Source organism: Thalassospira sp. CH_XMU1458 (assembly GCF_037027205.1).
In the GTDB taxonomy this organism is placed as follows: Bacteria; Pseudomonadota; Alphaproteobacteria; order Rhodospirillales; family Thalassospiraceae; genus Thalassospira; species Thalassospira tepidiphila.
The window spans coordinates 1,232,067-1,257,169 of the sequence record NZ_JAYMDW010000001.1 but is presented as its reverse complement, the minus strand read 5'-3'; the positions used below and the strand labels follow the sequence as shown (position 1 = coordinate 1,257,169).

Below are 25,103 nucleotides of genomic sequence, written 5' to 3'. Positions count from 1 at the left end.
CGCGGTTGTAGTTAAGCATTGGAACAAATCTAACATTCAACCGGCCGGGGTGGATTGTTCCATGTCAAACAAGTCCGTCAGGCCCATAAAACAAAGTGCACCGTCCAGCAAAAAAGCCCTGCCAGTCAGCAGGGCTTTGTCACAGAAAACACGCGACGACATCGCTGTCACATTTTGCAGCAGACTATTCGAAACGCGGGAACAGGATCGAATTTTCCAGATACATATGTGCAACAAGATCTTCGATCAGCTTACCGATCGCGCTGTACAACCTGCGCCACGAACCGCATACCCCGTCAGGCAAGGTGCAATTGTTTGTCAATTTCTGCAGTTTGTGGATGGCTTGGCCGTGATCGTCATGCTCTTCGCGCATACAATGGATAGGCATGGCAAGTGCCGACGTAATCGAGGTATTCCTGCTCATTTCACGCATCGCCGGGAAAAGAATATTTTCCTCTTTGGTCATGTGCATATCAAGTTGCTCTGCCATTTCCATCAATGCATCTGCCAGCCCTACCGGCGCGTCCGGATGGTCACCATGCACAATTTCAATTTCGCGAGACAGCGCAATCAGCTCGATCAACTCTTCGCGGTGAACATCGTGATAGCGCGTAAGGATGAAATCGATAAACCCATCAACATCCCCCACATCGGGCATGGTCAAAGGTCCCTTGGGAAGCTTGCAGAGTTCCCCGGCAATCGCGTGGGGATCAAGTTCCTTGCGCTTTGCAGCTTCTTGAAGTGTCTGGTCAGGATGACAACAAAACCCGATGCGATGACGGCGAAAAACCAGCGTTGCGCCGGGGAAACATGAAATCAAGCCCCCCAGACTCTGATCAAGCAGTTCGGCGGGCTTAACGTCCTGTGTTGCCGTGTTCAACGCATCTTGCATAAAGGTGTCCTCCCTAAGATCGGCATCCAGCAAACGAAAGGGAGTTTAAACCAGCGACAATTTGGCAGATTGACGATGGTCAAATGGATTTATGCCAAAAAATGTTGCGGTCGGTTCTGTTCGATTATCACGTCAAAGTAACATCCTGTCGGCTTGTTCCAACTAAGCGTAATTCCAATCTCACGGTGATTTGACAAACATCAAACGCCAACCCGCCCGGGCCAGTGATACTTCGCCATGCAAAACGCCGGAGTATGCCGTGGGAGTATGCCGTGACAGAAAGCTATCCATCCTTTACGCCATTTTTGCTGGCAAACCCGTTCATACGCAATGCGCCAGCCCTTTTGGTAGAGCGTATATGCCGTCACGCGATGGCGACGATGCATCATCGCTACAGACCGGTATTTGAACGGGTGGCAGAGCAAGAAGCATTCGCGTTGCTGATTTCTCCGACTGATCTGGATTTGCAATTCTATTTAAAAATAGATGCCGATCATCCTGAACTCCGCCCCGCAAGACATATAGAAGAAGAAACTGTCGCAGCACAGATATCAGGACCGTTACCCGCGCTGCTGGAGCTTCTTCAGGGGACATCGGATGGTGACGCACTGTTCTTTTCGCGCACATTGCGGATCGAGGGACGCACTGAACTTGTTGTCGCACTTCGCAATGCCCTGGATGGAGAGTCCATTGATCTGCGATCCGCCGTGGCGGAAAGCTTTGGCATGATGGGCCCAGCAGCTAGGGCAGCACTTGGCCTTGCCGAAAAAATTTATCGACAACTTCAGCACGACATGAACCGGACGGCAAATGCATTGACGTCCCCCACCGCCAAACGTTTGCTCGGCGTGGAAAAACGCGCATCCGCGCAAGCGGTCACACTGGCTGAGATCGAGAAAACAATACAAAGGCGGAACCGCCATACGCGCCCCAAACCATCCGGTGCGGCCAAGGATGATTTCGCGCTGCCCGCCAATCCCTGATCCACAACTATTCACAGGTTCAATATGGAACTCGTTTGTCCTGCAGGAACACCTGCCAGCCTGCATGCCGCCGTTGCGGCGGGTGCTGATGTTGTATATTGCGGTTTTCGGGACGCAACGAATGCCCGAAACTTTCCGGGATTGAACTTTTCACGTGCCGAGTTGCGCGATGCCGTCAAACATGTGCACAAGCACGGAGTTCATGTCTATCTTGCCTGCAATACCTATCCGCAAGCCGGGGCTGAAGAAATCTGGCATAAGGCAGTTGATGATGCCGTGGCAATTGGTGTCGATGCCATCATCCTTGCTGATATCGGTTTGCTGCGATATGCGCGCGATCATCATCCTGACGCACGTTTGCATTTATCCGTACAGGCGTCGGCCTCGAACGAAGAAGCCATTCGATTTTATCATCAGGAATTCGGTGTGCGCCGTGTTGTACTGCCCCGTGTTCTGTCGCTTGATGAGATCCGCACGCTTAATCAACGCATACAGGTCGAAACAGAAGTATTCGCATTTGGCGGGATGTGCGTGATGGCCGAAGGCCGTTGTTCACTGTCTTCATACGCGACGGGCGAAAGTCCGAATATGAACGGCGTCTGTTCGCCGGCAGCACATGTTCACTATGAAGAACGCGGCGACACGACAGTTTCCCGACTGGGGAATTTCACCATCAACATCTATGACAGCGATGAAAAGGTCGGCTATCCGACGCTGTGCAAGGGCCGGTTTCGTGCCATGGACAAATCCGGCTATCTGTTTGAAGAACCCACCAGCCTTGATGTCACCGCCATGCTGCCGGAACTGGCAGATGCAGGCGTTTCCGCGCTCAAGATCGAAGGGCGGCAACGCGGGAAGGCCTATATATCGCAGGTGGTTGGCGCATTTCGAACATCACTGGACAAGATCGCCGAGGGACAACGCGACGCGCGATCAAAACTCAGCACGCTGAGTGAAGGTCAAAGCGATACCACAGGTGCATACCGGAGAAGCTGGCAATGAAAAGATCGCGACTTGTTATGGGCCCGGTTCTTTTTCACTGGGACGAGGACCGCAAAAAGGATTTCTACAGCCGCATTGCAGATGAAACCGACGTCGATACCGTCCATGTTGGCGAAGTTGTCTGCGCGAAACGGATGCCCTTCTTTGACAAGCACCTCCCAAGCGTTATCGAACGACTTCAGCGCAGCGGCAAGGAAGTTGTTCTCTCTACACTCGCACTGGTGATGAATGAGCGCGAAGTTAATCAAATACGCGACATCGCGCAGATGCCCGACATTATGATTGAGGCCAACGATATTTCCGTTGTGCGTTTGCTCGCAGGTCAGCCGCACATGATTGGTCCCTACATCAACACCTATAATGAAGGGACGCTGTCCTACTTTGCCGAAAAAGGCGCTAAACGGATCGCCCTGCCATGGGAATTACCGATGTCCTCGATCGCAGCATTATGTGGCGCGCAGACCGCGGCCGAGATTGAGGTACAGGTATTTGGTCGTATGCCTTTGGCCATTTCGGCCCGCTGCTATTCAGCACGGGCGCAAGGCCTGCACAAGGATGGCTGCCGGTACGTTTGCGGGGACCACCTTGATGGCATGGATGTCGAAACACTCGACGATACGCCGTTTCTGGCGGTCAACGGGTTGCAAACCCTGTCCAGCCACTATGTTGAAATGGCGGACAATATCGCACAGATGCAAACCGCCGGTGTGACAGCGTTCCGCCTGTCGCCACATAGTCTGGACATGACCAGGGTTTCGGATCTCTATCGTCAAGTTCTCGCGCGTAAAACCGATCCGGAAGAACTCAGGCACCGCCTGAAGGAAATGCGTTTCCCGATGAACTTTGCCAACGGCTTCTTGCACGAAGCCCCGGGGGCCGAGTTTCGTCAGACGCGCGCGCGGCAGGCAGAATAAGAACCACGGCAGAACTCACAATGAAAGAAAGGGCTGCAATCTTACCGATTGCAGCCCTTCAATACATTCACAAGTCGGGGAGTTCGCATGACATTACATTGTGAACACCAATCAGCATAACACTGCGATGGTGGGAACCCTTGACAATGATCAACTGAAAGCGCCCGAATGGAACCATGTCGGAAGGGCCCTAGATGTCCTCAATCCAGGTTTTCGCGGCAACCGCACGCGGCAAACCGACGGGTCCGATAGACAACATCGCAATCTGCAACAGATCTTCTTGGGCGATACCTTCGGCCTTGGCACGCCGGGTGTGTGAATGTACCGCTCCTTCAGAACCAATACCGATTGCAAGCGCAAGCTTTACAAGGCGGCGTTCCCGATCCGTCAAAGGTCCTGCCTCTGCAGCGGCCTTACCAAGTTCAGCATAAGCCTTCCAGATATCGGGATACTGGTCCGCCAGTGTTCCGGCAGCACCGGGCATAGATTTAACCATAGGCTCTCTCCTTACGTTTGATCATCGTCAATCAGAGATGTCGGCTTGGCAAATTTCTGAAGAAGGGCGGGGTTAGTTATCTCTATTTTTTCTCCGTTAACCGCGACCCCATATGCCTGAAGTGCCTTGAACGCGCGGCTGAGATTTTCGGGTGTCATCCCTAAAACCGACGCAAGTTGCCGTTTTTCCAGATCAAGATCGAAACTCGCCGGGGCACCATAGGCCCGATGTCGGGACAGCAAATAGTTCGCCAGACGTTCGAGGGCTGTGCGCAACTTCAGGTTCTTGGTGGTCTTGATCACTGAACGATAACAGGCGGCCAATTCGACGACAACCGCACGAGCAAAGCCTGCATCAAGGTCAAAGATCGCCCGGACATCCTGACTGGGGATCATGACAATCCGGCTTTTCTCCATTGTTCTGGCCGACATCAAATAGCGAGCATCGCGAATGGTAGCGGCAAGAATGAAAGTTGAAACCGGCTTGACGATCATGACACTCGTTTCCCGGTTATTCCAACGCGAAAACAGATCCACCGCGCCTGAGACCAAAACATGAAGGAAATCAGCACCTTCACCTTCACCTATCAGGTCAACATGCGGTGGAAATGTTTGCAAATAAGCGCCGCGCATGAGCTTGGCATAGTTCTCGTCGCTCATATCAGCGAAGAGATCCAGACTGCGCACCTCCGGGAAGGTCGAATCGGACATTTTTTCCTCACTTATAACCCTGCGCAGAAACGTGCCTGCTGCTTACTTGATATTTATCAAGCGGGCATTTGCTCTTGCTCTCTCTGTGTATTGAGGTTCGGCAAACCGCCGGACCACATACTTGGCGTGGCTGTTTATTTCACCGAAGCGTTCCACGTTTTCTGATTTAGATCAACCCTGACGAGGGTCCCCTCAAACAATGATCAGGCCATTCGGACACGCTCCAATGTAACGACAGATGCTCGAGGGGAATTGCCATGCATACGTTAAAAGGGGTTTCACAAACAGACCAATACCGTGCTCTGGGACTGAGTACTTTCGCCTTCACGGTATGCTTTGCGGTTTGGACGATCTTTTCCATTATCGGGGTGAAGATCAAACAGGAACTCGGCCTGAGCGATACACAATTCGGGCTGTTGGTCGCGACACCGGTTCTAACCGGCTCGGTCAGCCGTATCTTCCTTGGCGTATGGACAGAGCAATTTGGCGGTCGGGTTATGTTCCCACTGCAGATGCTGATTACAGCCGTCTGTGTCTGGCTCCTGACGTCCGTCCACAGCTATGAAATCTTTCTTGTTGCCGCCCTTGGTCTTGGCCTTGCTGGTGGGTCCTTTATCGTTGGTGTCGCCTATACGTCGCGCTGGTTCGAAAAGGAACGTCAGGGCACTGCGCTGGGGATTTTTGGCGCCGGTAACGTTGGCGCGGCTGTAACGAACTTTGCCGCCCCATTTCTGGTAGTCGCCCTTGGTTGGGAGGGGACGGCCCGCGTTTACGCCGTCGTCCTTGTCATCACAGCCGTACTGTTTTTCTTGCTGGCAAAAACCGACCCGGTCCAGCAAGCGCGCAAGGAATCTGGCGAAGGCCCGGTATCGGCCAGCTCACAGCTTGAGCCCCTTAAGAACATGCAGGTCTGGCGTTTTGCCACCTATTACTTCTTTGTCTTTGGTGCCTTTGTCGCGCTGGCAAGCTTTTTGCCGCGCTACTATGTCGGCGCCTATGGGCTGGAACTAACGACGGCGGGCGTCTTTGCCGGACTTTATTCTCTACCCGGCTCGGTCTTTCGGGCACTGGGTGGCTGGATGTCGGACAAATGGGGTGCACGTGCGGTCATGTATTTGACCTTCATCGTCTCCCTGGTCGTTCTGTTCATCATGAGTTACCCGCAAACGACCTATCTGGTTTCGGGCATCAACGGCCCCATCGAGTTTGATTTCGGTGTTTCAGTTGGCATGTTTGTCGCCCTGACAGTCGTTCTCGGCTTTGTCATGAGCCTGGGCAAAGCGGCAGTCTACAAACACATCCCGGTTTACTACCCACATCACGTCGGATCGGTTGGCGGTCTGGTTGGCATGATCGGTGGCCTTGGCGGTTTCTTCCTGCCAATCGCCTTCGGAGTGCTTCTTGATCTGACCAATGTCTGGACCGCGCCATTCATGCTGCTGTTCGTGCTGGTCGCGGTGTCCACGATCTGGATGCATGTGGTGATCCGCCGCATGGAACGTTCGCGTCATCCGGCACTGGCAGACGAAAAATACCTTTCAGATGTGCCCGACAAACCGCTGGAGAAACCGGCACCTGCCACTGGCAAACCATCGGGCGTTACCACCAAACCTGCTCAGTAAGACAAACCGGCAGAGCGCAGATTGCGCTCTGCCTCTCCAACAGTTTCATCGGGAGGTTCCTTTGGAAATCACGCACGCAGACAATGGTCAAAAAGGCGCTGTCCTGACCGATTGGCGACCAGAAGATACAGAGTTCTGGTCAAGCAAAGGCAGTGCAATCGCCACCCGCAATCTCTGGATCTCCATTCCCTGCCTTTTGCTGGCGTTTTCGGTCTGGATGGTTTGGTCGGTTGTTGTCGCAAAGCTGCCGGGCATTGGCTTCACCTACTCCACCGGCCAACTTTTCTGGCTGGCCGCACTGCCCGGTTTGTCGGGGGCAACGCTTCGTATTTTCTATAGCTTTATGGTGCCAATCTTTGGTGGCCGCGTCTGGACGACGCTGAGCACAGCATCCCTGTTGCTGCCAGCCCTTGGGATCGGCTTTGCCGTACAGGACCCCAATACGTCCTATAGCTGGTTCCTTATTCTTGCACTGTTGTGCGGGTTCGGGGGCGGCAACTTTGCCTCCTCGATGGCAAACATCGCCTATTTCTATCCGAAAAGAACAAAGGGCAACGCCCTGGCCCTGAATGCCGGACTTGGCAACCTTGGTGTTTCGGTCATGCAGTTTGTGGTCCCGCTTGTGATCACGGCCGGTGTGTTCGGCGCCTTCGGAGGTGCCGCCCAAAGCATTGCAGGTGGCGGCGAAATCTTCTTGCAGAATGCCGGTTTCATCTGGGTGCCGTTCATCGTGGTTTCGACCATTGCTGCCTGGTTTGGCATGAACAGCATCGCGGATGCCAAAGCCAGCTTCAAAAAGCAGTCGATCATCTTTAGCCGCAAACATAACTGGATCATGTGCATCCTTTATACCGGCACATTTGGCAGTTTTATCGGGTATTCCGCCGGGTTCCCGCTGCTGATGAAAACCCAGTTCCCGGAAGTCGATGCCTTGCAATATGCATTTCTTGGCCCGCTGGTTGGTGCGCTGAGCCGTGCAGGTACAGGATGGATTTCTGACAAGCTTGGTGGCGGCCGGGTAACGTTCTGGACCTTTATCGGCATGATTATTGCCGTTGTCGGCGTCCTTCAATTCCTGCCGCTTGGCGGAACGAGCGGCCATTTCTGGGGATTCTTTGCCTGCTTTATGGCGCTGTTCTTCCTGACCGGTGTCGGCAACGCATCAACCTTCCAGATGATCCCGTCGATCATGCGTCAGGAAATCCCGCGCCTGATGCCCGATGCCGATCAGGCCACCCAGCTCAAACAGTCGGAACTCGAAAGTTCCGCGATCATCGCCTTTACCAGTGCGATTGCCGCCTACGGCGCATTCTTCATTCCCAAAGCCTATGGCACCTCCATCGCGCTGACCGGTGGTCCCGCAGGTGCGCTTTGGTGCTTTGCCGTCTTCTACGCGGTCTGCCTTGCGATCACCTGGTTCTACTACAGCCGCAAGAACGCACCGGTTTCGTGTTGATCACCCAAAATTTTCCCTGCCCAACCTAACCGGTTTGGGCAGGGTCCGCAGCCTTCAGGAGAAACGCCATGAGTCACCTGTTAGACAGACTGAACTTCTTCCAGAACAAGGAATTGGAGAGGTTCTCAAACGACCACGGTCAGGTCACCCGCGAAAATCGCGACTGGGAAGATACCTATCGCAACCGCTGGCGCCACGACAAAATCGTTCGTTCGACACACGGTGTGAACTGTACCGGTTCTTGCAGTTGGAAAATCTATGTGAAATCCGGGATCGTCACCTGGGAAACCCAGCAGACCGATTACCCGCGCACCCGTGCCGGACTGCCAAACCATGAACCGCGCGGCTGTGCACGTGGGGCAAGCTATAGCTGGTATCTCTATTCTGCCAACCGCGTCAAAAACCCGCTGATCCGTGGCAAGCTTTTGAAGCTTTGGCGCCGGATGCGTTCCACAATGAACCCGATCGAGGCATGGACCGCCATTCAAAACGATCCCGTTCTTCGGGAAAGTTACGTTGCAAGTCGCGGCAAAGGCGGGTTTGTTCGTGCGACCTGGGATGAGGCAACCGAACTGGTTGCGGCGGCAAACGCCTTTACGGCGAAAACATATGGTCCTGACCGTGTGTTTGGTTTCTCGCCCATTCCGGCGATGTCGATGATCAGTTATGCAGCGGGTTCACGCTATCTCAGCCTTCTTGGCGGTGTGTGCATGTCATTCTATGACTGGTATTGCGATTTGCCACCGGCATCGCCGATGACCTGGGGCGAACAGACCGACGTTCCGGAATCCGCAGACTGGTACAATGCCGGATATCTCATCCTTTGGGGATCGAACGTACCGCAAACCAGAACACCGGATGCGCATTTCTATACCGAGGCCCGGTATCGCGGAACCAAATCAGCGGTTATTTGCCCGGATTATTCCGAAGCCGCAAAGTTCGGCGATGTCTGGCTCAATGTTAAACAGGGTACGGATGCCGCATTGGCATTGGCGTTTGGCCATGTGATCCTGCGGGAATTCCATCTCGACCGTCAGACCGAATATTTCGAAGAGTATTGCCGAAAATATTCGGACTTCCCGATGCTGGTAAAACTCGATGAAAAGAATGGCTCGCTTATTCCGGGCCGGTTCCTGCGTGCCTCTGACCTGAGTGACAAACTGGGTGAGGACAACAATCCCGACTGGAAAACCGTTGCGATTGACGACAACTCCGGCAGCCTTGTTGCTCCGAACGGGTCAATTGGCTATCGCTGGGGTGAAGCTGGTGAATGGAACCTGGAAGAAAGAGCCGCCGGTGCAGATACCAATCTCAAGACGTCGCTGATTCTTGAAGAAGATCATGATGAGATTGTCGGTGTCGACTTCCCGTATTTCGGCGGCGACACCTCGGAGCATTTCGCAACCGATGCCCAGCATCCCAATGTCCTGAACCGCAACATTCCGGTCAAACGCATCAAGACCGCCGATGGCCAGGTCATGGTCGCGACCGTATTTGACCTGTTCTGTGCAAACTATGGCCTTGATCGCGGGCTGGGTGGTGACTGGGTCACCAGTGACTATGCCGACGGCATGCCCGGAACCCCGGCATGGGCGGAAAAGATTACGGGTGTTCCAGCTGACAAGATCATTCATGTCGCCCGGGAATTTGCCGGAAATGCCGAAAAGACCAAAGGCAAATCAATGGTCATTATCGGCGCTGCGATGAACCACTGGTACCACATGGACATGAACTACCGTGGTGTCATCAACATGCTGGTCATGTGCGGCTGTGTTGGCCAATCGGGTGGCGGTTGGGCCCATTATGTCGGGCAGGAAAAACTCCGTCCGCAAACCGGCTGGCAACCACTGGCGTTCGCTCTTGATTGGGGACGCCCGCCTCGGCACATGAATTCGACTAGTGCCTGGTATGCCCATACCGATCAGTGGCGTTATGAGACGCTGACGGCCAAAGAAATCCTGTCTCCGACCGCCCCGGATGGCGACTGGGACGTTTCAATGATCGACTACAATATCCGTGCCGAACGGATGGGCTGGTTGCCATCTGCCCCACAGCTCAAGACCAATCCGCTCGATGTTGCAAAGGCCGCCAAAGAAGCCGGCAAGGAAATTCCGGCATATGTCGCCGAAAAATTGACATCTGGCGAACTGGAAATGTCCTGTGAAGATCCGGATGATCCAAAGAACTGGCCACGCAATCTGTTTGTCTGGCGTTCCAACTTGTTGGGGTCTTCGGGCAAGGGCCACGAATATTTCCTCAAACACCTTCTTGGTACCGATCATGGTGTCATGGGCAAGGATTTGGGCGAAGAAGGCCATCAACTGTCCAAGGAAGCCAAATGGCATGAAGAAGGCCCGCGTGGAAAACTTGATCTTCTGGTCTGCATTGATTTCCGGATGAGCACCACCGCAGTCTATTCCGATGTCGTTCTGCCAACCGCAAGCTGGTATGAAAAGAACGATCTGAATACGTCAGACATGCACCCGTTCATCCACCCGCTTCAGGCGGCCGTCAACCCGGCCTATGAAAGCAAGTCTGATTGGGAAATCTTCAAGGCCATTGCCAAGAAACTCCAGGAAATCGTTCCGGGATATCTTGGCAAGGAAACCGACATTGTCGCCCTGCCGATCCTTCATGACACCCCGGGTGAACTCGCCCAGGATCAGGTCAGAGACTGGAAGAAGGGTGAATGCGAACTTATTCCCGGCAAGACTGCACCGAACTATATCGCCGTCGAGCGCGATTACACCGCAATCCATGATCGCTTTACCGCACTTGGCCCGTTGCTGGACAAACTGGGCAATGGCGGCAAGGGGATCAACTGGAAGACCGAGGTCGAGGTTCAGCATCTTCGTGATTTGAACGGTGTGTGGCAGGAAGGATCTGCCAAGGGCTGTGCGAAAATTGATACCGATATCGATGCCACCGAAGTGGTTCTGATGCTGGCACCGGAAACCAATGGTGAGGTTGCGGTCAAGGCTTGGGATACACTTGGCAAGATCACAGGACGGGAACACACCCATCTCGCCCTTCCCAAGGAAGATGAAAAAATCCGCTTCCGCGACATTGCCGCCCAACCGCGCAAGATCATTTCTTCGCCGACCTGGTCGGGCCTTGAGTCCGAGCATGTCTGTTACAACGCGGGCTATACCAACGTTCACGAACTGATCCCGTGGCGGACCCTTACCGGACGTCAGCAACTTTATCAGGATCACCTGTGGATGCGGGCCTTTGGCGAAGGGTTTGTTTCCTATCGTCCACCGGTTGACCTCAAAACCATTACCACGGAAATCAACGACGAAGCCCGCGACGGTATGCCCCATGTGGTGCTGAACTTCATCACACCGCACCAGAAATGGGGCATCCATTCGACCTATAGCGACAACCTGTTGATGCTGACGCTTAACCGTGGTGGTCCGGTGATCTGGATCAGCGAAAACGACGCAAAACGCGCCGGGATCGTCGATAATGACTGGGTGGAACTGTACAACACCAACGGTGCCCTGACCGCCCGCGCAGTCGTTTCCCAGCGCATCAAGGATGGTACGACCTTCATGTACCATGCGCAGGAAAAGATCGTGAATACGCCCGGCTCCGAAAAGACCGGCAAACGCGGCGGCATTCATAACTCTGTCACCCGCACGACACTTAAACCCACACACATGATTGGGGGCTATGCCCAGCAATCATACGGTTTCAACTACTACGGAACCGTGGGTGCCAACCGTGATGAGTTCGTCATTGTCCGCAAAATGCAGAAGGTCGACTGGCTCGACGAAGAAGCAAACGACAAGGAGGTCGGGAAATGAGAGTCCGCGCACAAATCGGCATGGTGCTGAACCTCGACAAATGCATTGGATGCCATACCTGTTCGGTAACCTGCAAAAACGTCTGGACCAGCCGCGATGGTGTTGAATACGCCTGGTTCAACAACGTCGAAACCAAACCTGGCACCGGCTACCCGACCGACTGGGAAAACCAGAACCGCTGGAATGGTGGTTGGGAACGCACCAAGTCGGGCAAGCTGCAGCCCAAACAGGGATCGAAATGGCGGATCCTGGCAAACATCTTTGCCAACCCGGATCTACCGGAAATCGACGACTATTACGAACCGTTCGATTTCGATTACGATCACCTGAAATCTGCCCCGGAAGTGAAAGCCTTTCCAACGGCCCGTCCACGCTCGCGCATCTCTGACGAACGGATGGAAAAAATCGAAAAAGGCCCAAACTGGGAAGAAATTCTTGGCGGTGAGTTTTCGAAACGCTCGGAAGACTACAACTTCGAAGGCATCCAGAAAGATATTTACGGCGAATACGAAAATACATTCATGATGTATTTGCCGCGTCTGTGTGAACACTGCCTGAACCCGGCATGTGCTGCGAGTTGCCCGTCTGGGGCGATTTATAAACGTGAAGAAGACGGCATTGTTCTAATCGATCAGGAAAAATGCCGGGGATGGCGCATGTGCGTATCGGGCTGCCCGTACAAGAAGGTTTATTACAACTGGTCAACGGGCAAATCGGAAAAATGTACGCTGTGCTATCCGCGCATTGAATCAGGCAATCCGACGGTCTGTTCGGAAACCTGTGTCGGGCGTATCCGCTATATCGGTGTCATGCTTTATGATGCCGACAAGATCGAAGCAGCGGCCAATGCCGAAGAAACCACCGATCTTTATGATGCCCAGCTTGGTGTGTTCCTTGATCCCAAAGATCCGGAAGTTATCGCGGCGGCCCGTGCCGACGGCATTCCGGAAGACTGGATCAAGGCAGCCCAGGACAGCCCGATCTGGAAAATGGCGATGGAGTGGAAAGTTGCCTTCCCGCTGCATCCGGAATACCGCACCCTTCCGATGGTTTGGTATATCCCGCCACTTTCCCCGATCCAGAATGCTGCCGAAGCCGGCGCAATCGGCATGGATGGGGCAATGCCCGATGTCCGCAACCTTCGCATTCCTTTGAAATACCTTGCCAATATGCTGACAGCAGGGGACGAGGAGCCAGTGGCACATGCTCTCGAACGGATGTTGGCCATGCGGGCCTATATGCGGTCGAAAACCGTCGATGGTGTCATTGATGAGTCGGTCGCCAAGCGCGTCGGTCTTGATGGTGCAACCATCGAGGACATGTACAAAATCATGGCGCTTGCCGATTACGAAGACCGGTTTGTCATCCCGACCACCCATCGCGAACAGGTCGAGGAAGCCTATGACCTGCGTGGCGGCGAAGGGTTCACAAACTGCAACGGTTGTTCTTCGGGCATCAGTCAGGGGTCCCTGTTTGGTGGCAGCAAGAAGCCTCTGAAAATGCCAGAGGAGGTACGCTGATGGACCGCACACTCAAATCGTTCTCGCTTCTGCTGAGCTATCCGACAACAGAACTGCAAGAAGCCATGCCTGAAATCGGTGGTGTTCTGGCATCGGACACCCGCCTGACAGCGGCGGCGCGTCGCGATCTGCGACCGTTGGTCGAGGCCATGTCAAACGATGACATCTACGATCTTCAGGAACGTTTCGTCATGCTGTTTGATCGTTCGCGCAGCCTGTCACTTAACCTGTTCGAGCATGTTCACGGCGAAAGCCGCGACCGTGGTGGTGCCATGGTCAGCCTGCTTGAAACATATCGGGCTGGCGGCTTTGAACCGGCAACAACGGAGCTTCCAGACCATCTTCCTGTGCTGCTGGAATTCCTGTCAACCCGGCCGCGTGCAGAGGTGCAGGACACATTGGCTGACGCAGCACACATCTTTGAGGCAATCCGCGCCCGTCTCGAAAATCGCGAAAGCCCCTATCAGGCGGTGTTTTCCGCCTTGCAGCAACTGGCCAATGTCACGGCTGACGCCAATGCCGTTGCCGAACTCCTTGAACAACCCGAAGACGACCCCAATGACCTCGAGGCCCTCGACGAAGTCTGGGAGGAAAGCGAGGTCACGTTCGGACCGGACCCGAATGCCGGTTGCCCGCAGGTGCGTGACATTCTGTCGCGTATTGATCAACCCGCTGGACCGGTACCGCCGGCAGCAGCAGAGTAAAGGAGGCCCAAATGCATAACTTCCTTTTCGGGATCTATCCCTATATCGCGCTATCGGTCCTGATTATCGGCTCTATCGCCCGATATGAACGTGATCCCTTCACCTGGAAAACATCATCAAGTCAGCTTCTGCGTCGCCGGCAATTGATGCTGGGCTCCGTTCTGTTCCATGTCGGTGTTCTGGTCATTTTCTTTGGCCATCTGGTCGGACTTTTGACGCCAATCTGGATTTTTGATGCCCTTGGGATCACTCATGGTGCCAAACAGACCCTGGCAGTTGTGGCCGGTGGCATTGCCGGTGTCATGGCCCTGATTGGTGGCCTGATGCTGTTTCATCGCCGGATCACCGATCCGCGTATCCGCAAAACGTCAAGCTTTGCCGATATTGGCATTCTGGCCCTGTTGCTGGCACAGCTTGTGCTTGGGATCGGCACCATCTTTGTGTCGCTTGAACATCTCGACGGGTATGAAATGACCAAGTTCATGGCTTGGGCACAGGGAATTTTCACCTTCCAGTCTGATGCCGCCAGCCACATTACCAATGTGGCCTGGATCTTCAAACTGCATCTGGTTCTGGGCCTGACGATTTTCCTGGTGTTCCCGTTCACGCGCCTTGTGCACATGCTGTCAGTTCCAGTGCGGTATTTCTTGCGTCCGGGGTATCAGATTGTCCGGTCACGCCGCACCAGACCTTTGTCACATCGATAATGGACAGTCGGCGCATTCATGCGCCGACGACCTCCTGAAAACAAAGGACAAAGCGCTATGAATACGCAAATGTTTCCCGATCTCGTCATCAATGGCGAAACCATTCCGCAAACAGCGGTTGCTGCGGAATTGCAAAACCACACGGCGTCAAAGGACAATTTTGCCGACGCTTTGCGTAACGCGGCAAATGCACTGGTCATCCGTACCCTGTTGCTTCAGGAAGCACGCAAAAACGGTATTGAAGCAGTCCCGCTGGAAGTCTCACCAAACCGGTTTGAAACCGGGGAAGAGGCCATGATCCGCGCATTGCTTGAAGCAGAGATCGATATCATTCCCCCAAGCGAAGAAGCCATTCGTGCCGAATGGCAAAAGGATCCTGAACGGTTTCGTTCGATGCCGTTGTGGGAAGTGTCCCACATTCTGTGCAAATGCGATCCGAATGACGCCGTGGAGAGAGAACTGGCCCTCAGACGGGCAAACGATATCCTCAGCGACCTTCGCAAAGACGGCAAGACGTTCGAAAAGATTGCACGCACGCAAAGCGACTGTGGATCGCGTTCAGCAGGCGGATCACTTGGTCAGTTGCGCCCCGGCGACACGGTTCCGGAATTTGAAGCCGCTCTTCGCCAGCTTTCTGAGGGCGACATCGCGCCTGAGCCTGTACTGAGCAGATATGGCTATCACGTCCTCCGGCTAGATGCACTGGCAGAGGGGCATCCACTGCCGTTCGAGACCGTGAAACCAAAAATTTCCGAAGCGATGGAAAAAGCCCAGTGGGCCCGCAAGGCAAAGGCGTTTGTCGACGGCCTTATCGCGTCCTCCTCCATCACCGGAGCCGACCTTGGACGCGGGACCAACAATACGAAACCCAATTAAGCGCGCGGTTTTACCGCATATAAGCCACAAAAGGTGTGAGGTTTCCATGCTTGAAAACCTTTTGGAACGAAACAGGCTCTGGTCACGATCGCGGCAAGACGAAGAGCCCGGATACTTTTCCAGACTGGCAAGCCATCAGGCGCCAGAGTTTTTCTGGATCGGATGTTCGGACAGCCGGGTACCGGCCAACGTAGTTGCCGGGCTTGATCCCGGAGAAGTTTTTGTTCACCGCAACGTTGCAAACGTGGTGCATTCATCAGACCTGAACCTTCTGTCTGCGCTTGAGTTTGCCGTCGAAACCCTGAAGGTCCGCGAGATTATTGTTTGCGGTCACTACGGTTGTGGCGGTGTGAAAGCAGCGACGGAGGACCTTCCCCATGGCTTGGCCGATCACTGGCTTGAACCGATCCGTCGTCAGGCCCGCTATCATGCCCGTGCACTTGACCAGCACAGTGACATCGAGGTTCGGCGTGACAGGCTCGCGGAGCTCAATGTGATCGAGGGTGTCAGCCGGGTGGCCGAAACCCCGATCATGCGGCGTGCCTGTCGCGCTGGCGCAGAAATCAAAATTCATGGCCTGATTTATAGCCTGAAAGACGGCCTTCTGCGTGACCTTGAATGCACGATCCGTCGCTCGGATTTTCCCAATTCCGAGGAACGGGCTCCCTGACTCAGGTGAGCTACTCCCCGATGAAACGAAACAAGGAATACCAAGATGAAAATCGCATACACGATGGCAGCGGGTAGAGGTGACACAGACCTGCTTTTGTCGCGCGTTGCCCGGCGCCTCTCGGACACGGGCTTGCGCGTTTGCGGAACAGTTCAGATCAACTCCGAACGGGAAATGGACGATCCGTGCGATATGGATGTCAAGGTACTGCCGGATGGTCCGGTTATTCGCATTTCTCAGGCACTGGGCAAACATTCACGCGGCTGCCGCCTTGATACAAGTGCACTGGAAGATGCCGTTGGCTTCGTCACCCAGGAGCTTCAAAAAGGTGCCGATGTTCTCGTTATCAACAAATTCGGCAAGCACGAGGCCGAAGGGCGCGGTTTTAGGGATGTCATTGCCGATGCTTTGGTAAAAGACATCACGGTATTGGTCGGCCTGAACCAACTAAACCTCGAAGCATTCAAGGAATTTGCCGGAGGTCTGGAAATCGCCTTGCCTCCAAAAGAAAACGATCTTTTTGATTGGCTTGAGGAGAATTGTGCGTTGTCCCTGCCAGCCTAGCACGCGCATTAACCCGAACTATGACAATCAAATAGCTGCACCGACGCATATATGCGTCGGGCTCAGGCCGCATAAATTTTTCAGAATGTCCCGTGCCACAAAAGGTGACATTAGACATTTCGCGAAATCAAACACTTGGCATTTCAGATTGCCAGATAAGTTGACACGGATTGCCACATAAGCTGACAAAAAACTGCGGAATTGACAGAAAAGCTGAGTTTTAATCAGATCGATTCATATAGTTTGTCACAATGAAACTTATCCCAACCGAAAAGTGCCGTTACACATCCACCTAGAAAACCGAAAGGAGACATATGCAAGAACACTTCATCCTAGCTTACCGACTTGTCGATGAAGCCTAGCGTGGTCGCATTTTCGATAAGAGTCCTCACCTTGCCACGATCCAACCCGGACGGAACTTCCGCATCAATCTCGAGCTTAAGAGACACTTCACTGCCGGGAATAGTCGTCAACTGCTCGACAATCGCCTCAACAATCTGATGAATTTCACGCGCTGGCCGATCTGCGGAAATCATGACAGTCCCCACAAATCGCGTGGGATCTTTTTGGATCTCCGGTGCACTTTCGCCAGAAATTGCAGCAGAACCAGAAATCGGTTGGACAACGTCTCCTGAACCAACGGGCATCCGATCTTCAGTTGCGGTTGCCAAGCTCTCCGACATCGCTACGCGATGCCGCTCTGCAGCCTCTGGCTTGATAATGACAGAATCACTATCAATGATAATTTGGGTACTACCAGCCCCTGAGATCGCCAGGCCTAAATAGGATTGCTTCCCTTCATCCCAACCTTCCGCGTAAGCAAAAGGTCCAGGAAGCATGCCACCGACAGCCGTCTGCACAGTTTTGGCTAAAACATCGCGATTTTTGAGACGTGGGAGGTAGGTGTATCTATTGAGATATTCCCACAACTCCCTCAGATACAGATGGTCCTTCCCATTCCAAATATACTTCTGAAGCTCCCGATCCAAGCGTGCTGGACCGAGTTCCGTCAAGAGTCCTTCATCACTGGCCAACTTCTTGCTCGCACGTGCAAGCACACCATCTTGAGCCTGGATCTTCGCTGTCGTCCAATCAAGATCAGCCTGGGCACCTTCCTGAACAGGATAAAGCAAGTAACACCACGCTTCTTTGAGCCTGGTCTTAACCGTCTCGTTGCTTTCTGAGAGCTTCGCCTTGGCAAGCGCGACATCACTTTGTTTCAAATCCAAGCGGTCTGTTTCACGGACGATCTCGGCCCAAGCCAAAGCAGAACGCATAGCCTGCTTCAAATTATCAAGCTGTCTTTGCTCTGCCGCCAAGAATACGAGCATATTCCGATACACTCGCGGCGTACTTCCGCGCTGCATCAAAATCTCTTGGGCCTGCCCTAGTGCGGAAGAACCTTCGCGTCCAGTATGCGCGTATTCAACACCGAGGACGATTGCGCGAATACCACCAGCTTCATCGGGCACGTCTGACGAGCTAACAGGGGCAATCTGTACTGTATCAAAATTACCGCGATCTCCGAGACCGTTAATGTACTTGTTCAACGCCTTATCAATTTCGACTAGAACAAGTGCCTCTTCAATCTGTTGAGCACGGTCAGCCGCAATCCGGTTAAGGCTTGCTGAAACCGAGTACCAATATCGGCCAAGGTCACTATGCATGAACTTTGCCTGATTGGTCAGTCGCCGTAGTGCATCACCAAAAATCGCAGGTCGTTCACCCGGTTGCACGACGCCTAGGTTAATCTGCTTGTCATCAAGTCCTTTATTTTCCTGCCCATGTGTTGGCGCTGTCCCCATGAATACCGTTCGCGCCACCCGTCGTGTGGCGGAGTAACGATTCAGGTTTGGTGCAGTTTGGTCAATTTTGTAAGGTGTCGAACCAACGCCATCAACGTCACCAGCAATAATCGATTGCCAACTTGCATCAAGATAATGCAGCAACTCAGGCTCTACTCTGGCCGTGCTAATTGCAACACTGCCTGGCATGATTACAACTGAAGGGTCATTGCCCATCCAGAGTTCATGAATAACCTGTGCCATTAGCCGCAAAACCCCACGGGTACGCTGGAACTTTTCCAGAGATCCCCAGCTGGTATACAGCTGATCAAACAGCTCAGGATGGATTGGGTAGGCTTTCTCCAGCTTCCTGCGATAGTCCTCATCGGAACAGCCTTGCGGAAAGTCGTTCGCGTTTTCCCGATACAGTTTTGCGAACTGCTTTAAGGTATTATCACGATGATGGAACTTGTCGCCCGGAATCTCCTTGAACAGGCGACGCCGCACAATCTCATAGCTCTCTTCCTGGCTCGCAGGACGCCACGAAGATTCAACACGGCTAAATGTCTGCTTCAAACGCGCAAGCGCTTCTTGCCCACCTTCACCACCAACTTCAATCTGCGACGCAGGCAAGGACGCGACAAGCAACGTACCCGGGCTTGCCTTAACCGCTTCTGTTAGTGCCTGAACAAACGAAAGGTTTGCATCAAACGACCCCGAAGGCAGCCCATCAACTTTGTAAACCTGACGGAGATAAGCAACCCATTCATCAATCAGGATGAGCGACGGTGAAAATCTTTTAAATAATGCTTCAAGAAGGTTTGAGCCCGGCGCTATTCCGCGCTCATCATTCTCAGCCAGCATGTCAAAACCTTCGGTCCCACCAAGCTGCCAAGCGAGTTCACCCCAAGTTGTCTTGATCTTCGTTCCACCTTCAATGCTGATAACGTCTTGTGGACCACGAGAAGTCCCAACCAAAACAGCACGATTTACCTTTTCTGGAACCGAAAGTTCGTTTCGAGACAACAACTGATCAAGCCCTGACAGGTCCTGAACTGGTACTCCACTAACCATGTGATAGAGAGCAAGCATCGAGTGCGTCTTGCCACCGCCAAAGTTCGTCTGCAACTCAACAACAGGATCGCCGCCTGAACCAGAGAGCCGCTTGGCCGCCCCGATAAGCAGATTGCTCAAGCCTTCCGTGAGGTATGTGCGAGCAAAGAACTCCGTCGGGTTCTTATATTCTGAAGGTGCACTGCCATTATGTACCTTGGCCAAGTCAGCCGCAAATTCGGCTTGCTGGAACTCGCCAGTCGCGACATCCCGATGTGGCTCAACAACCTCTCGCCATGGCATCAAACCGGCAACAGTCTCTACCGAAATGTCTGCGCGCTGCGATTTACGGCGCTCTTCATTCCGCTGCAGTTCGGCATATTTTGTTCGCAAGATTGTGTCTCGAGATGCACTGATTTTCTCTGCAACTTCCCTTGCACTCACGGATTCAAGCAGACGGCGCATGGTATCCAGCGCGCGCTCTGCATCGTCATAGGTGAAGCTTTCATTGTGCGCGAGCTTGTTACGGACATCAAGAAGCTCGGAAACATATGATCGCTCTGGATGTCCCAGCACCATGGCAAAGGCGTCCTTCCAAAACGCCATCATGGCCTGAAGCAAACCTTGCTGATCCCAGTTCACCTCACCATTTGCATTGGCTCTCAGTCCTCTGACACGTTCCAAAACCTGAACCTGCCAGTGCCCCGTGATTTGCGTTTCCAACCGTTTCTCAACAAAGGGAATCAAACCTTCGGGCAGTAACTCCATGCCTTCGAATACGTGCTGACGCGTGCTTTTGGCCATTAGTCTATCCTCAGAAATCCATGCTTGTCTGACCTGTTCCACGAATATCGTGGATCATGGCGGCTTGCCGCGTCAGCTCCGTCCAATCCGCGATCAGCGCGTTGTATGCCGTCGCCTCTTTCGCATCCTGTCGCTTGTTCGCACAAATGTCGTACAGACAGTAGGCGAGGTCCTTCACCGCCTCTGCCTTGTCGTCAATCTTTCGAAGCAACAGAGCAGTGTTGTAAGAAATACCGTCCTTCTCATGCGCTCGCACGAGGTATTGGAGGCATTCCCAAATGGTCAAGTGGGTATCCGTCTGTGGTTCCCAGGAAGGATCCAGCTCATTACGTCTAAGGATACGCACCTTCCCCGCTTGGCTTTCAACGATACCAGCATGTTTCACGCTTTCGACTGCGATCCCTCGCGCTCTGGCTAAGTTGTCGGCGACACCATAATCGCCTTTGCCCATTCCGTTCTGTTCGAACCAGCTGATGGCAAAGCGGGTGTCGGGGTCAAACTCACCCTGAATGCCGCCGAGGAAGTCATCGAGTTCCGCGTTGACAAGCTGTAGGGCGGTTTTCACGCTCATTTGACTGTCGTCGGATTCCAAAACGGCCTTATAGCGGGAGAAGATGCCCATGCCAGGGCCGATCGCTGACTGAGGCATATCAGCGGGGGAGACGTTGGCTGCTTGAAGTTCAGAGATCGCTGGTGGCAACTCCCGTTTTAAGGCGCGGATGAACTCAGCTCGAGTTATGGTTTCGGCGGTGTCCTCCTTTTTACGGCAGACAAGGACAACCGAATTTGCAAGCGCGTTAGTGCCAGCTGCAACCATCCGATAAGTCTGTTCAGAACGGATAGGCCACGTACCTACCACCGAGTATCCAGCTTCCAACACTGCTTGTAGAAAAGTTGCCCAACCTGTTGAACTAATACCTTCCTTCTCAATTTCACTCTGCTTGAAGGCATAATATATGGTTGCTGGGATATCAGATCTGGTTTGGCTACAAAAATTCCTAATTGCCTCTCTCATGCCATTAAGAAAAAACTTCTCAGCAGATTGAACGCCGCCATGCCTGTATGGCGTTGCAACGAGTTCCTCTGATTTTGGGGTTGCTAGAACACTGAAAATCTCAGGATATACTTCTTTCAGACCGCGTCGGGTCCAAGCAAAGAAGAAGTCAGAAAGATCAGCATAGCCAATGTTGTCGTAGTAGGGGGGATCCGTAGATACTACCGCATTCTTTGGGAATCTAACGGTCTGCGCGTCATGGGACCTTAGATAGCCGTCACTGTAGGGCACCAGTGTCTGAATACATTTTGAAATGAATGTCGCAGCGGGGCGAAACCCTCCGACTACGTCTCCCAAAATATTTGCCTCTCCGTAATCCCAAGTCATCGGAATTGCCTGACGAGCAAATAGATTCATTACTTTCTGATTGCTCGGGTTCCAGCGTACAGCAGTATTTGAAAAATCTGCACAGCGATCAATTGCGAACTGGAGATAAACACTTACAGCCTCGGCGTAAGCTTTCGCACCTCGGCCCTGATCGCGCAACGGCGTAGAATCAGCCAGAAAACCTGCTTCAACAGCGTCAGCTTCTATATTTGTGCGAACTTCGTCTAGCAAATCGCTTAGAGTACTTAATGTGAGGGCCTGCCTGTCTGTGAACAAGTCGCCAAAGGTTTCCATTCCGTAGGCCGGTGTCGAAAACCATCGGGGATTCCGCGGCTGCAATTGCGTTGGCCTCCAATGAGGCTCTGCGGACAAAGCGGTGCTTTCATGCCTCTCATTCGGAGCGACATAAGCTCGCCCTCCCTTGCGTTCAGCGACAATTGCAATAAGCGCCTGACCCAAAGCACCTGACTTTGCTGCCGTAATGACATGATCGGATGTGATTGCAGTATCTGACAGAAGGCATCGAAAAGACGCCCCTCGTCCAGCTTTTGTACCTTCCTTTGCCTTGGCGATCTCTTCTTTCGTGCCTTGGTGTCGAACCCGGTATGTGATTTTCTTCGTCAACTTGTCGACCATAGGCTCAACCCACGCTTCTTGCCCTTTCTTTGAGCTAAGCAAGAAACTTGACGCAATCGGCACGGGAACATCTGAAAATGCTGGGTCCGGGCTAGGGACCGTTCTCGCCCAAACCCATGCAATTACAGTTCCATTTCCGCCACCATACTCGTTCGGAAGTTCGACATTTGGGTAAAAGTGCCCAACGCTCTCCCACGCTTTCCGGTGCATCCATTCCCCGTAGTATTTCACATCCTCGGCCAAACCTTCGACATGGCGATAGTGGTTGCGGTCCTTCAAACCGGGATGAACCGGATCCATATCCTTGAACTTCGGCGGTATCTCAATCATCGCCTTGCCGATCATCACCGCAAGCGGGTTCAGGTCGGACCCATATGCTGGCAGGCCCAACCGCTGAGCCTCCATCGGAATCGACCCGCCGCCGGAGAACGGGTCATAGACGGGGGGTAGCTCTTCACCACAACTGGCACGGATCTCCGCCCGCGCGCGTTGCAGAACTTCATCGTTGGTCGAGTTTTCCCACTTCACCAGTTCCTCGATGATTTGGAACAAGCGCTTACGCTCTGTCTCCACTGCTTCGTCGGTAGGGAACTTGTCCGGATGACTTGAGGGATCGTCCACCAACTGCGCGAACAAAATCGCACGACTTGCTGATAGCGGTCTCCTTGCCCAATATTGATGCAGGCCCCTTGGGTGAGGTCCAATACCCGGCATCTTTTCATATCCAGCTGCGGCATTGATGGCTTCCAACGGAATGGCGACCTCAATAAGTTTCTTTTTGTAAGTGAGGGTCATGGACGTCCTTCAAACACTGCAAATTTCATGCATCTTCGCATACACGATTTCAGCCCGTTTGCGAAGGAAAGCATCATAATCACCTTCGATCATCTCATCGTACGGCACAAGATGTGTGGCAATTCGCTGACGCACCTCACTTTCATCAACTCCTGTTCCCTCAAGGCGTTCAGCAATATATCTTTCTGGTTCCTTATCGGAAATATTTCGGTTCGTTTTCCAAGTGATCAAGGCACAGTTCAGAGAGCGATATATCTCGCTCGACTCCCTACCTAGTTTCGTCAGGTATGCATCCGGGAAAAGATGATGATACTCTCGCTTCTTTAGATTTGACCGACTGACTGTACTCCCATCAGCAAGATCATGACCGCCTTCACGAAGGGCAATCGCCAAAATAGCGCGCGCAAGTCGCTCTTTCTTGGTCGGCCACCCGGCAAGCATAAGTTCCCTTTCCTCGGGCAATGGGTGTTGCTCAGCGTCAAGCACCACAGGCTTTAGATCGGACTTACCATCAAGATATGCACGGAGTTCAAGATAGTCAGTCAGAGCGCGAGAGTTTGTTGACTTCTGATATCGGTCAGAGAAGAAGGCTCGCCACATGTATCTCCGTAACGTCGCTCTAGCAAATCCCTCTTGATCTAAACCTGCAGGCGTTTTCGCCCAAAGAGCCGTCAAAACGGGAACTACAATGTCGGTCGGCAACCGAGCAGCATCAAACACACGCTCCTCTTCAAGGAATACTTCCGCTCTTTTGATGCCATTAATGAGTTCCTCCCAGTGGTCCAGGAGATTTTTCCCAAACTCTTTTTCAAGATAGGTCTTATTTGTTGGGGATTTTCCTTGCAGGAGCGCACTAGCGTATAGCGTCAGTTCTTCTGGTTCATAGTACGACGCTATGTTCGGGCAGTCCGTCTTAACCGATGCAACCAAATCATGAAGAGACTTACCTAGTCCTGCCTCAACCTGCGCCACGACAATATCGTACGTCTTTAAAGGTGCTGCCGATGTGTTCATTTTAATAAACACATCAAGCGCGGTTTCCTTGGATGTTGAGACCGGCAAAGACAAAAATGGCAAATTAAAAGTCGCAAATGTTTGCCTTACTTGCGATCTAATTTCGGAAACGTCCTCTCGTTCATCGGAGTCTGGGATCGCCTCACGCGCCCAGATTTTATACTTTTCATGGGCATCGTCACCCGGCGCGAACAGATCAAGCGGGATCATTTTCCGCCCCCATTGCTCGACTGGCTTATTCGCCCAGAAAGGACGAACCTCAGTGTCTCCGTCTTGCATCCAGCGGCCAACAGAATCCACATAATAGGGCATGCCCGTTTCTTCATCTTTGGAAAAGTAAACGAAATAAGTCCGGTCATTATAGTTATTAAGCAGTGCCCGCCAAAGCCCGGTAAGTCGCTGTTGCCCATCCAATAAATGCTCTGTAACCCGCTCACCAGTCGTGGGAGCGCCAACAATCGTCCGCGAGATAAACGGTTCTTCATTTCCGATTTCAAGGACGAGCAATGCGCCAACAGGCAACCCTTGAAGAATAGTGTTAAACAGCTGAGTTACGGTCGAATGGCTCCAAGCCTCAAACCTCTGAAAACGCGGCAATACTGTTTGACGGGTTCTAATCCTTGTAAACCAGTCAGGGAGCAATCGATTTTGAGCATTAATGGTCACGGCATTTCCCCACACTTAAATTTCGTTCGCAACAGCAGTTCAGAG

18 protein-coding genes are annotated in these 25,103 nt (G+C 53.0%); 12 read left to right on the top strand and 6 right to left on the bottom strand.

Annotation, left to right across the window (positions count from 1 at the left end):
- Nucleotides 1-184 precede the first annotated feature (184 nt).
- Entirely contained in the window at nt 185-892 is a 708-nt protein-coding gene (locus WBY09_RS05665; protein WP_083996935.1) for a DUF542 domain-containing protein, read from the bottom strand.
- A gap of 272 nt (nt 893-1,164) precedes the next feature.
- Here WBY09_RS05665 and ubiT point away from each other — a divergent pair, with 272 nt between their 5' ends.
- The 3 genes from ubiT to ubiV are packed head-to-tail and all read left to right on the top strand — an operon-like array spanning nt 1,165 to nt 3,791.
- The gene (ubiT, locus tag WBY09_RS05660) at nt 1,165-1,875 is read left to right on the top strand and encodes a ubiquinone anaerobic biosynthesis accessory factor UbiT (RefSeq protein ID WP_245227676.1); all 711 of its coding nucleotides are present in this window, start codon (nt 1,165-1,167) and stop codon (nt 1,873-1,875) included.
- Between the two features lie 24 nt (nt 1,876-1,899).
- Nucleotides 1,900-2,877: a ubiquinone anaerobic biosynthesis protein UbiU gene (gene ubiU / locus WBY09_RS05655; protein ID WP_286791947.1), complete on the top strand. Its 978-nt coding sequence runs from the start codon at nt 1,900-1,902 to the stop codon at nt 2,875-2,877.
- Entirely contained in the window at nt 2,874-3,791 is a 918-nt protein-coding gene (gene ubiV, locus WBY09_RS05650; protein ID WP_197145727.1) for a ubiquinone anaerobic biosynthesis protein UbiV, read from the top strand. The genes ubiU and ubiV overlap by 4 nt, the downstream gene beginning before the upstream one ends.
- 190 nt (nt 3,792-3,981) lie before the next feature.
- On the opposite strand, the gene WBY09_RS05645 is transcribed toward ubiV, so the two are convergent.
- A complete protein-coding gene (locus WBY09_RS05645) occupies nt 3,982-4,287 on the bottom strand; it encodes a carboxymuconolactone decarboxylase family protein (protein WP_063088762.1) in 306 nt (101 codons plus the stop codon).
- 11 nt (nt 4,288-4,298) lie between these two features.
- Nucleotides 4,299-4,997, bottom strand: a complete 699-nt coding sequence (locus WBY09_RS05640) for a helix-turn-helix domain-containing protein (RefSeq protein WP_063089020.1) — start codon at nt 4,995-4,997, stop codon at nt 4,299-4,301.
- A 257-nt stretch (nt 4,998-5,254) separates the two neighbouring features.
- On the opposite strand from WBY09_RS05640, the gene WBY09_RS05635 reads away from it, so the two are divergent.
- The 9 genes from WBY09_RS05635 (at nt 5,255) to WBY09_RS05595 (ending at nt 16,925) form a co-directional block, all read left to right on the top strand.
- The gene (locus WBY09_RS05635) at nt 5,255-6,619 is read left to right on the top strand and encodes an MFS transporter (protein WP_063088761.1); all 1,365 of its coding nucleotides are present in this window, start codon (nt 5,255-5,257) and stop codon (nt 6,617-6,619) included.
- Nucleotides 6,620-6,680: 61 nt separating this feature from the next.
- On the top strand, nt 6,681-8,075 hold the full coding sequence (locus tag WBY09_RS05630) for a NarK family nitrate/nitrite MFS transporter (RefSeq protein WP_336232213.1): 1,395 nt from the start codon (nt 6,681-6,683) through the stop codon (nt 8,073-8,075).
- Between the two features lie 68 nt (nt 8,076-8,143).
- Entirely contained in the window at nt 8,144-11,884 is a 3,741-nt protein-coding gene (locus WBY09_RS05625) for a nitrate reductase subunit alpha (RefSeq protein WP_336232212.1), read from the top strand.
- A complete protein-coding gene (gene narH, locus WBY09_RS05620) occupies nt 11,881-13,404 on the top strand; it encodes a nitrate reductase subunit beta (protein WP_336232211.1) in 1,524 nt (507 codons plus the stop codon). Before WBY09_RS05625 ends, narH begins: the two co-directional genes overlap by 4 nt.
- The gene (narJ, locus tag WBY09_RS05615) at nt 13,404-14,108 is read left to right on the top strand and encodes a nitrate reductase molybdenum cofactor assembly chaperone (RefSeq protein ID WP_064779675.1); all 705 of its coding nucleotides are present in this window, start codon (nt 13,404-13,406) and stop codon (nt 14,106-14,108) included. The genes narH and narJ overlap by 1 nt, the downstream gene beginning before the upstream one ends.
- Nucleotides 14,109-14,119: 11 nt before the next feature.
- Complete coding sequence (gene narI / locus WBY09_RS05610; protein WP_064779676.1) at nt 14,120-14,815, top strand: respiratory nitrate reductase subunit gamma; 696 nt, start codon at nt 14,120-14,122, stop codon at nt 14,813-14,815.
- Nucleotides 14,816-14,872: 57 nt separating this feature from the next.
- Complete coding sequence (locus WBY09_RS05605) at nt 14,873-15,691, top strand: peptidylprolyl isomerase (RefSeq protein ID WP_336232208.1); 819 nt, start codon at nt 14,873-14,875, stop codon at nt 15,689-15,691.
- A 46-nt stretch (nt 15,692-15,737) separates the two neighbouring features.
- Nucleotides 15,738-16,361: a carbonic anhydrase gene (locus tag WBY09_RS05600; RefSeq protein ID WP_336232207.1), complete on the top strand. Its 624-nt coding sequence runs from the start codon at nt 15,738-15,740 to the stop codon at nt 16,359-16,361.
- 45 nt (nt 16,362-16,406) lie between these two features.
- Nucleotides 16,407-16,925 (top strand): DUF2478 domain-containing protein, encoded by a 519-nt coding sequence (locus tag WBY09_RS05595; protein WP_064779679.1) that lies wholly within the window; start codon nt 16,407-16,409, stop codon nt 16,923-16,925.
- 332 nt (nt 16,926-17,257) lie between these two features.
- Here WBY09_RS05595 and WBY09_RS05590 read toward each other — a convergent pair whose 3' ends face one another.
- Genes WBY09_RS05590 through WBY09_RS05580 form a run of 3 tightly spaced genes read right to left on the bottom strand, consistent with a single transcriptional unit; the run spans nt 17,258 to nt 25,058 of the window.
- Nucleotides 17,258-20,566 carry a DUF499 domain-containing protein gene (locus WBY09_RS05590; protein ID WP_336232206.1) on the bottom strand — a complete coding sequence of 1,103 codons (3,309 nt, stop codon included), beginning with the start codon at nt 20,564-20,566 and terminating at the stop codon, nt 17,258-17,260.
- 10 nt (nt 20,567-20,576) lie between these two features.
- The gene (locus WBY09_RS05585; RefSeq protein ID WP_336232205.1) at nt 20,577-23,378 is read right to left on the bottom strand and encodes a DUF1156 domain-containing protein; all 2,802 of its coding nucleotides are present in this window, start codon (nt 23,376-23,378) and stop codon (nt 20,577-20,579) included.
- Nucleotides 23,379-23,387: 9 nt separating this feature from the next.
- On the bottom strand, nt 23,388-25,058 hold the full coding sequence (locus WBY09_RS05580) for a GmrSD restriction endonuclease domain-containing protein (RefSeq protein WP_336232204.1): 1,671 nt from the start codon (nt 25,056-25,058) through the stop codon (nt 23,388-23,390).
- Nucleotides 25,059-25,103: the final 45 nt, after the last annotated feature.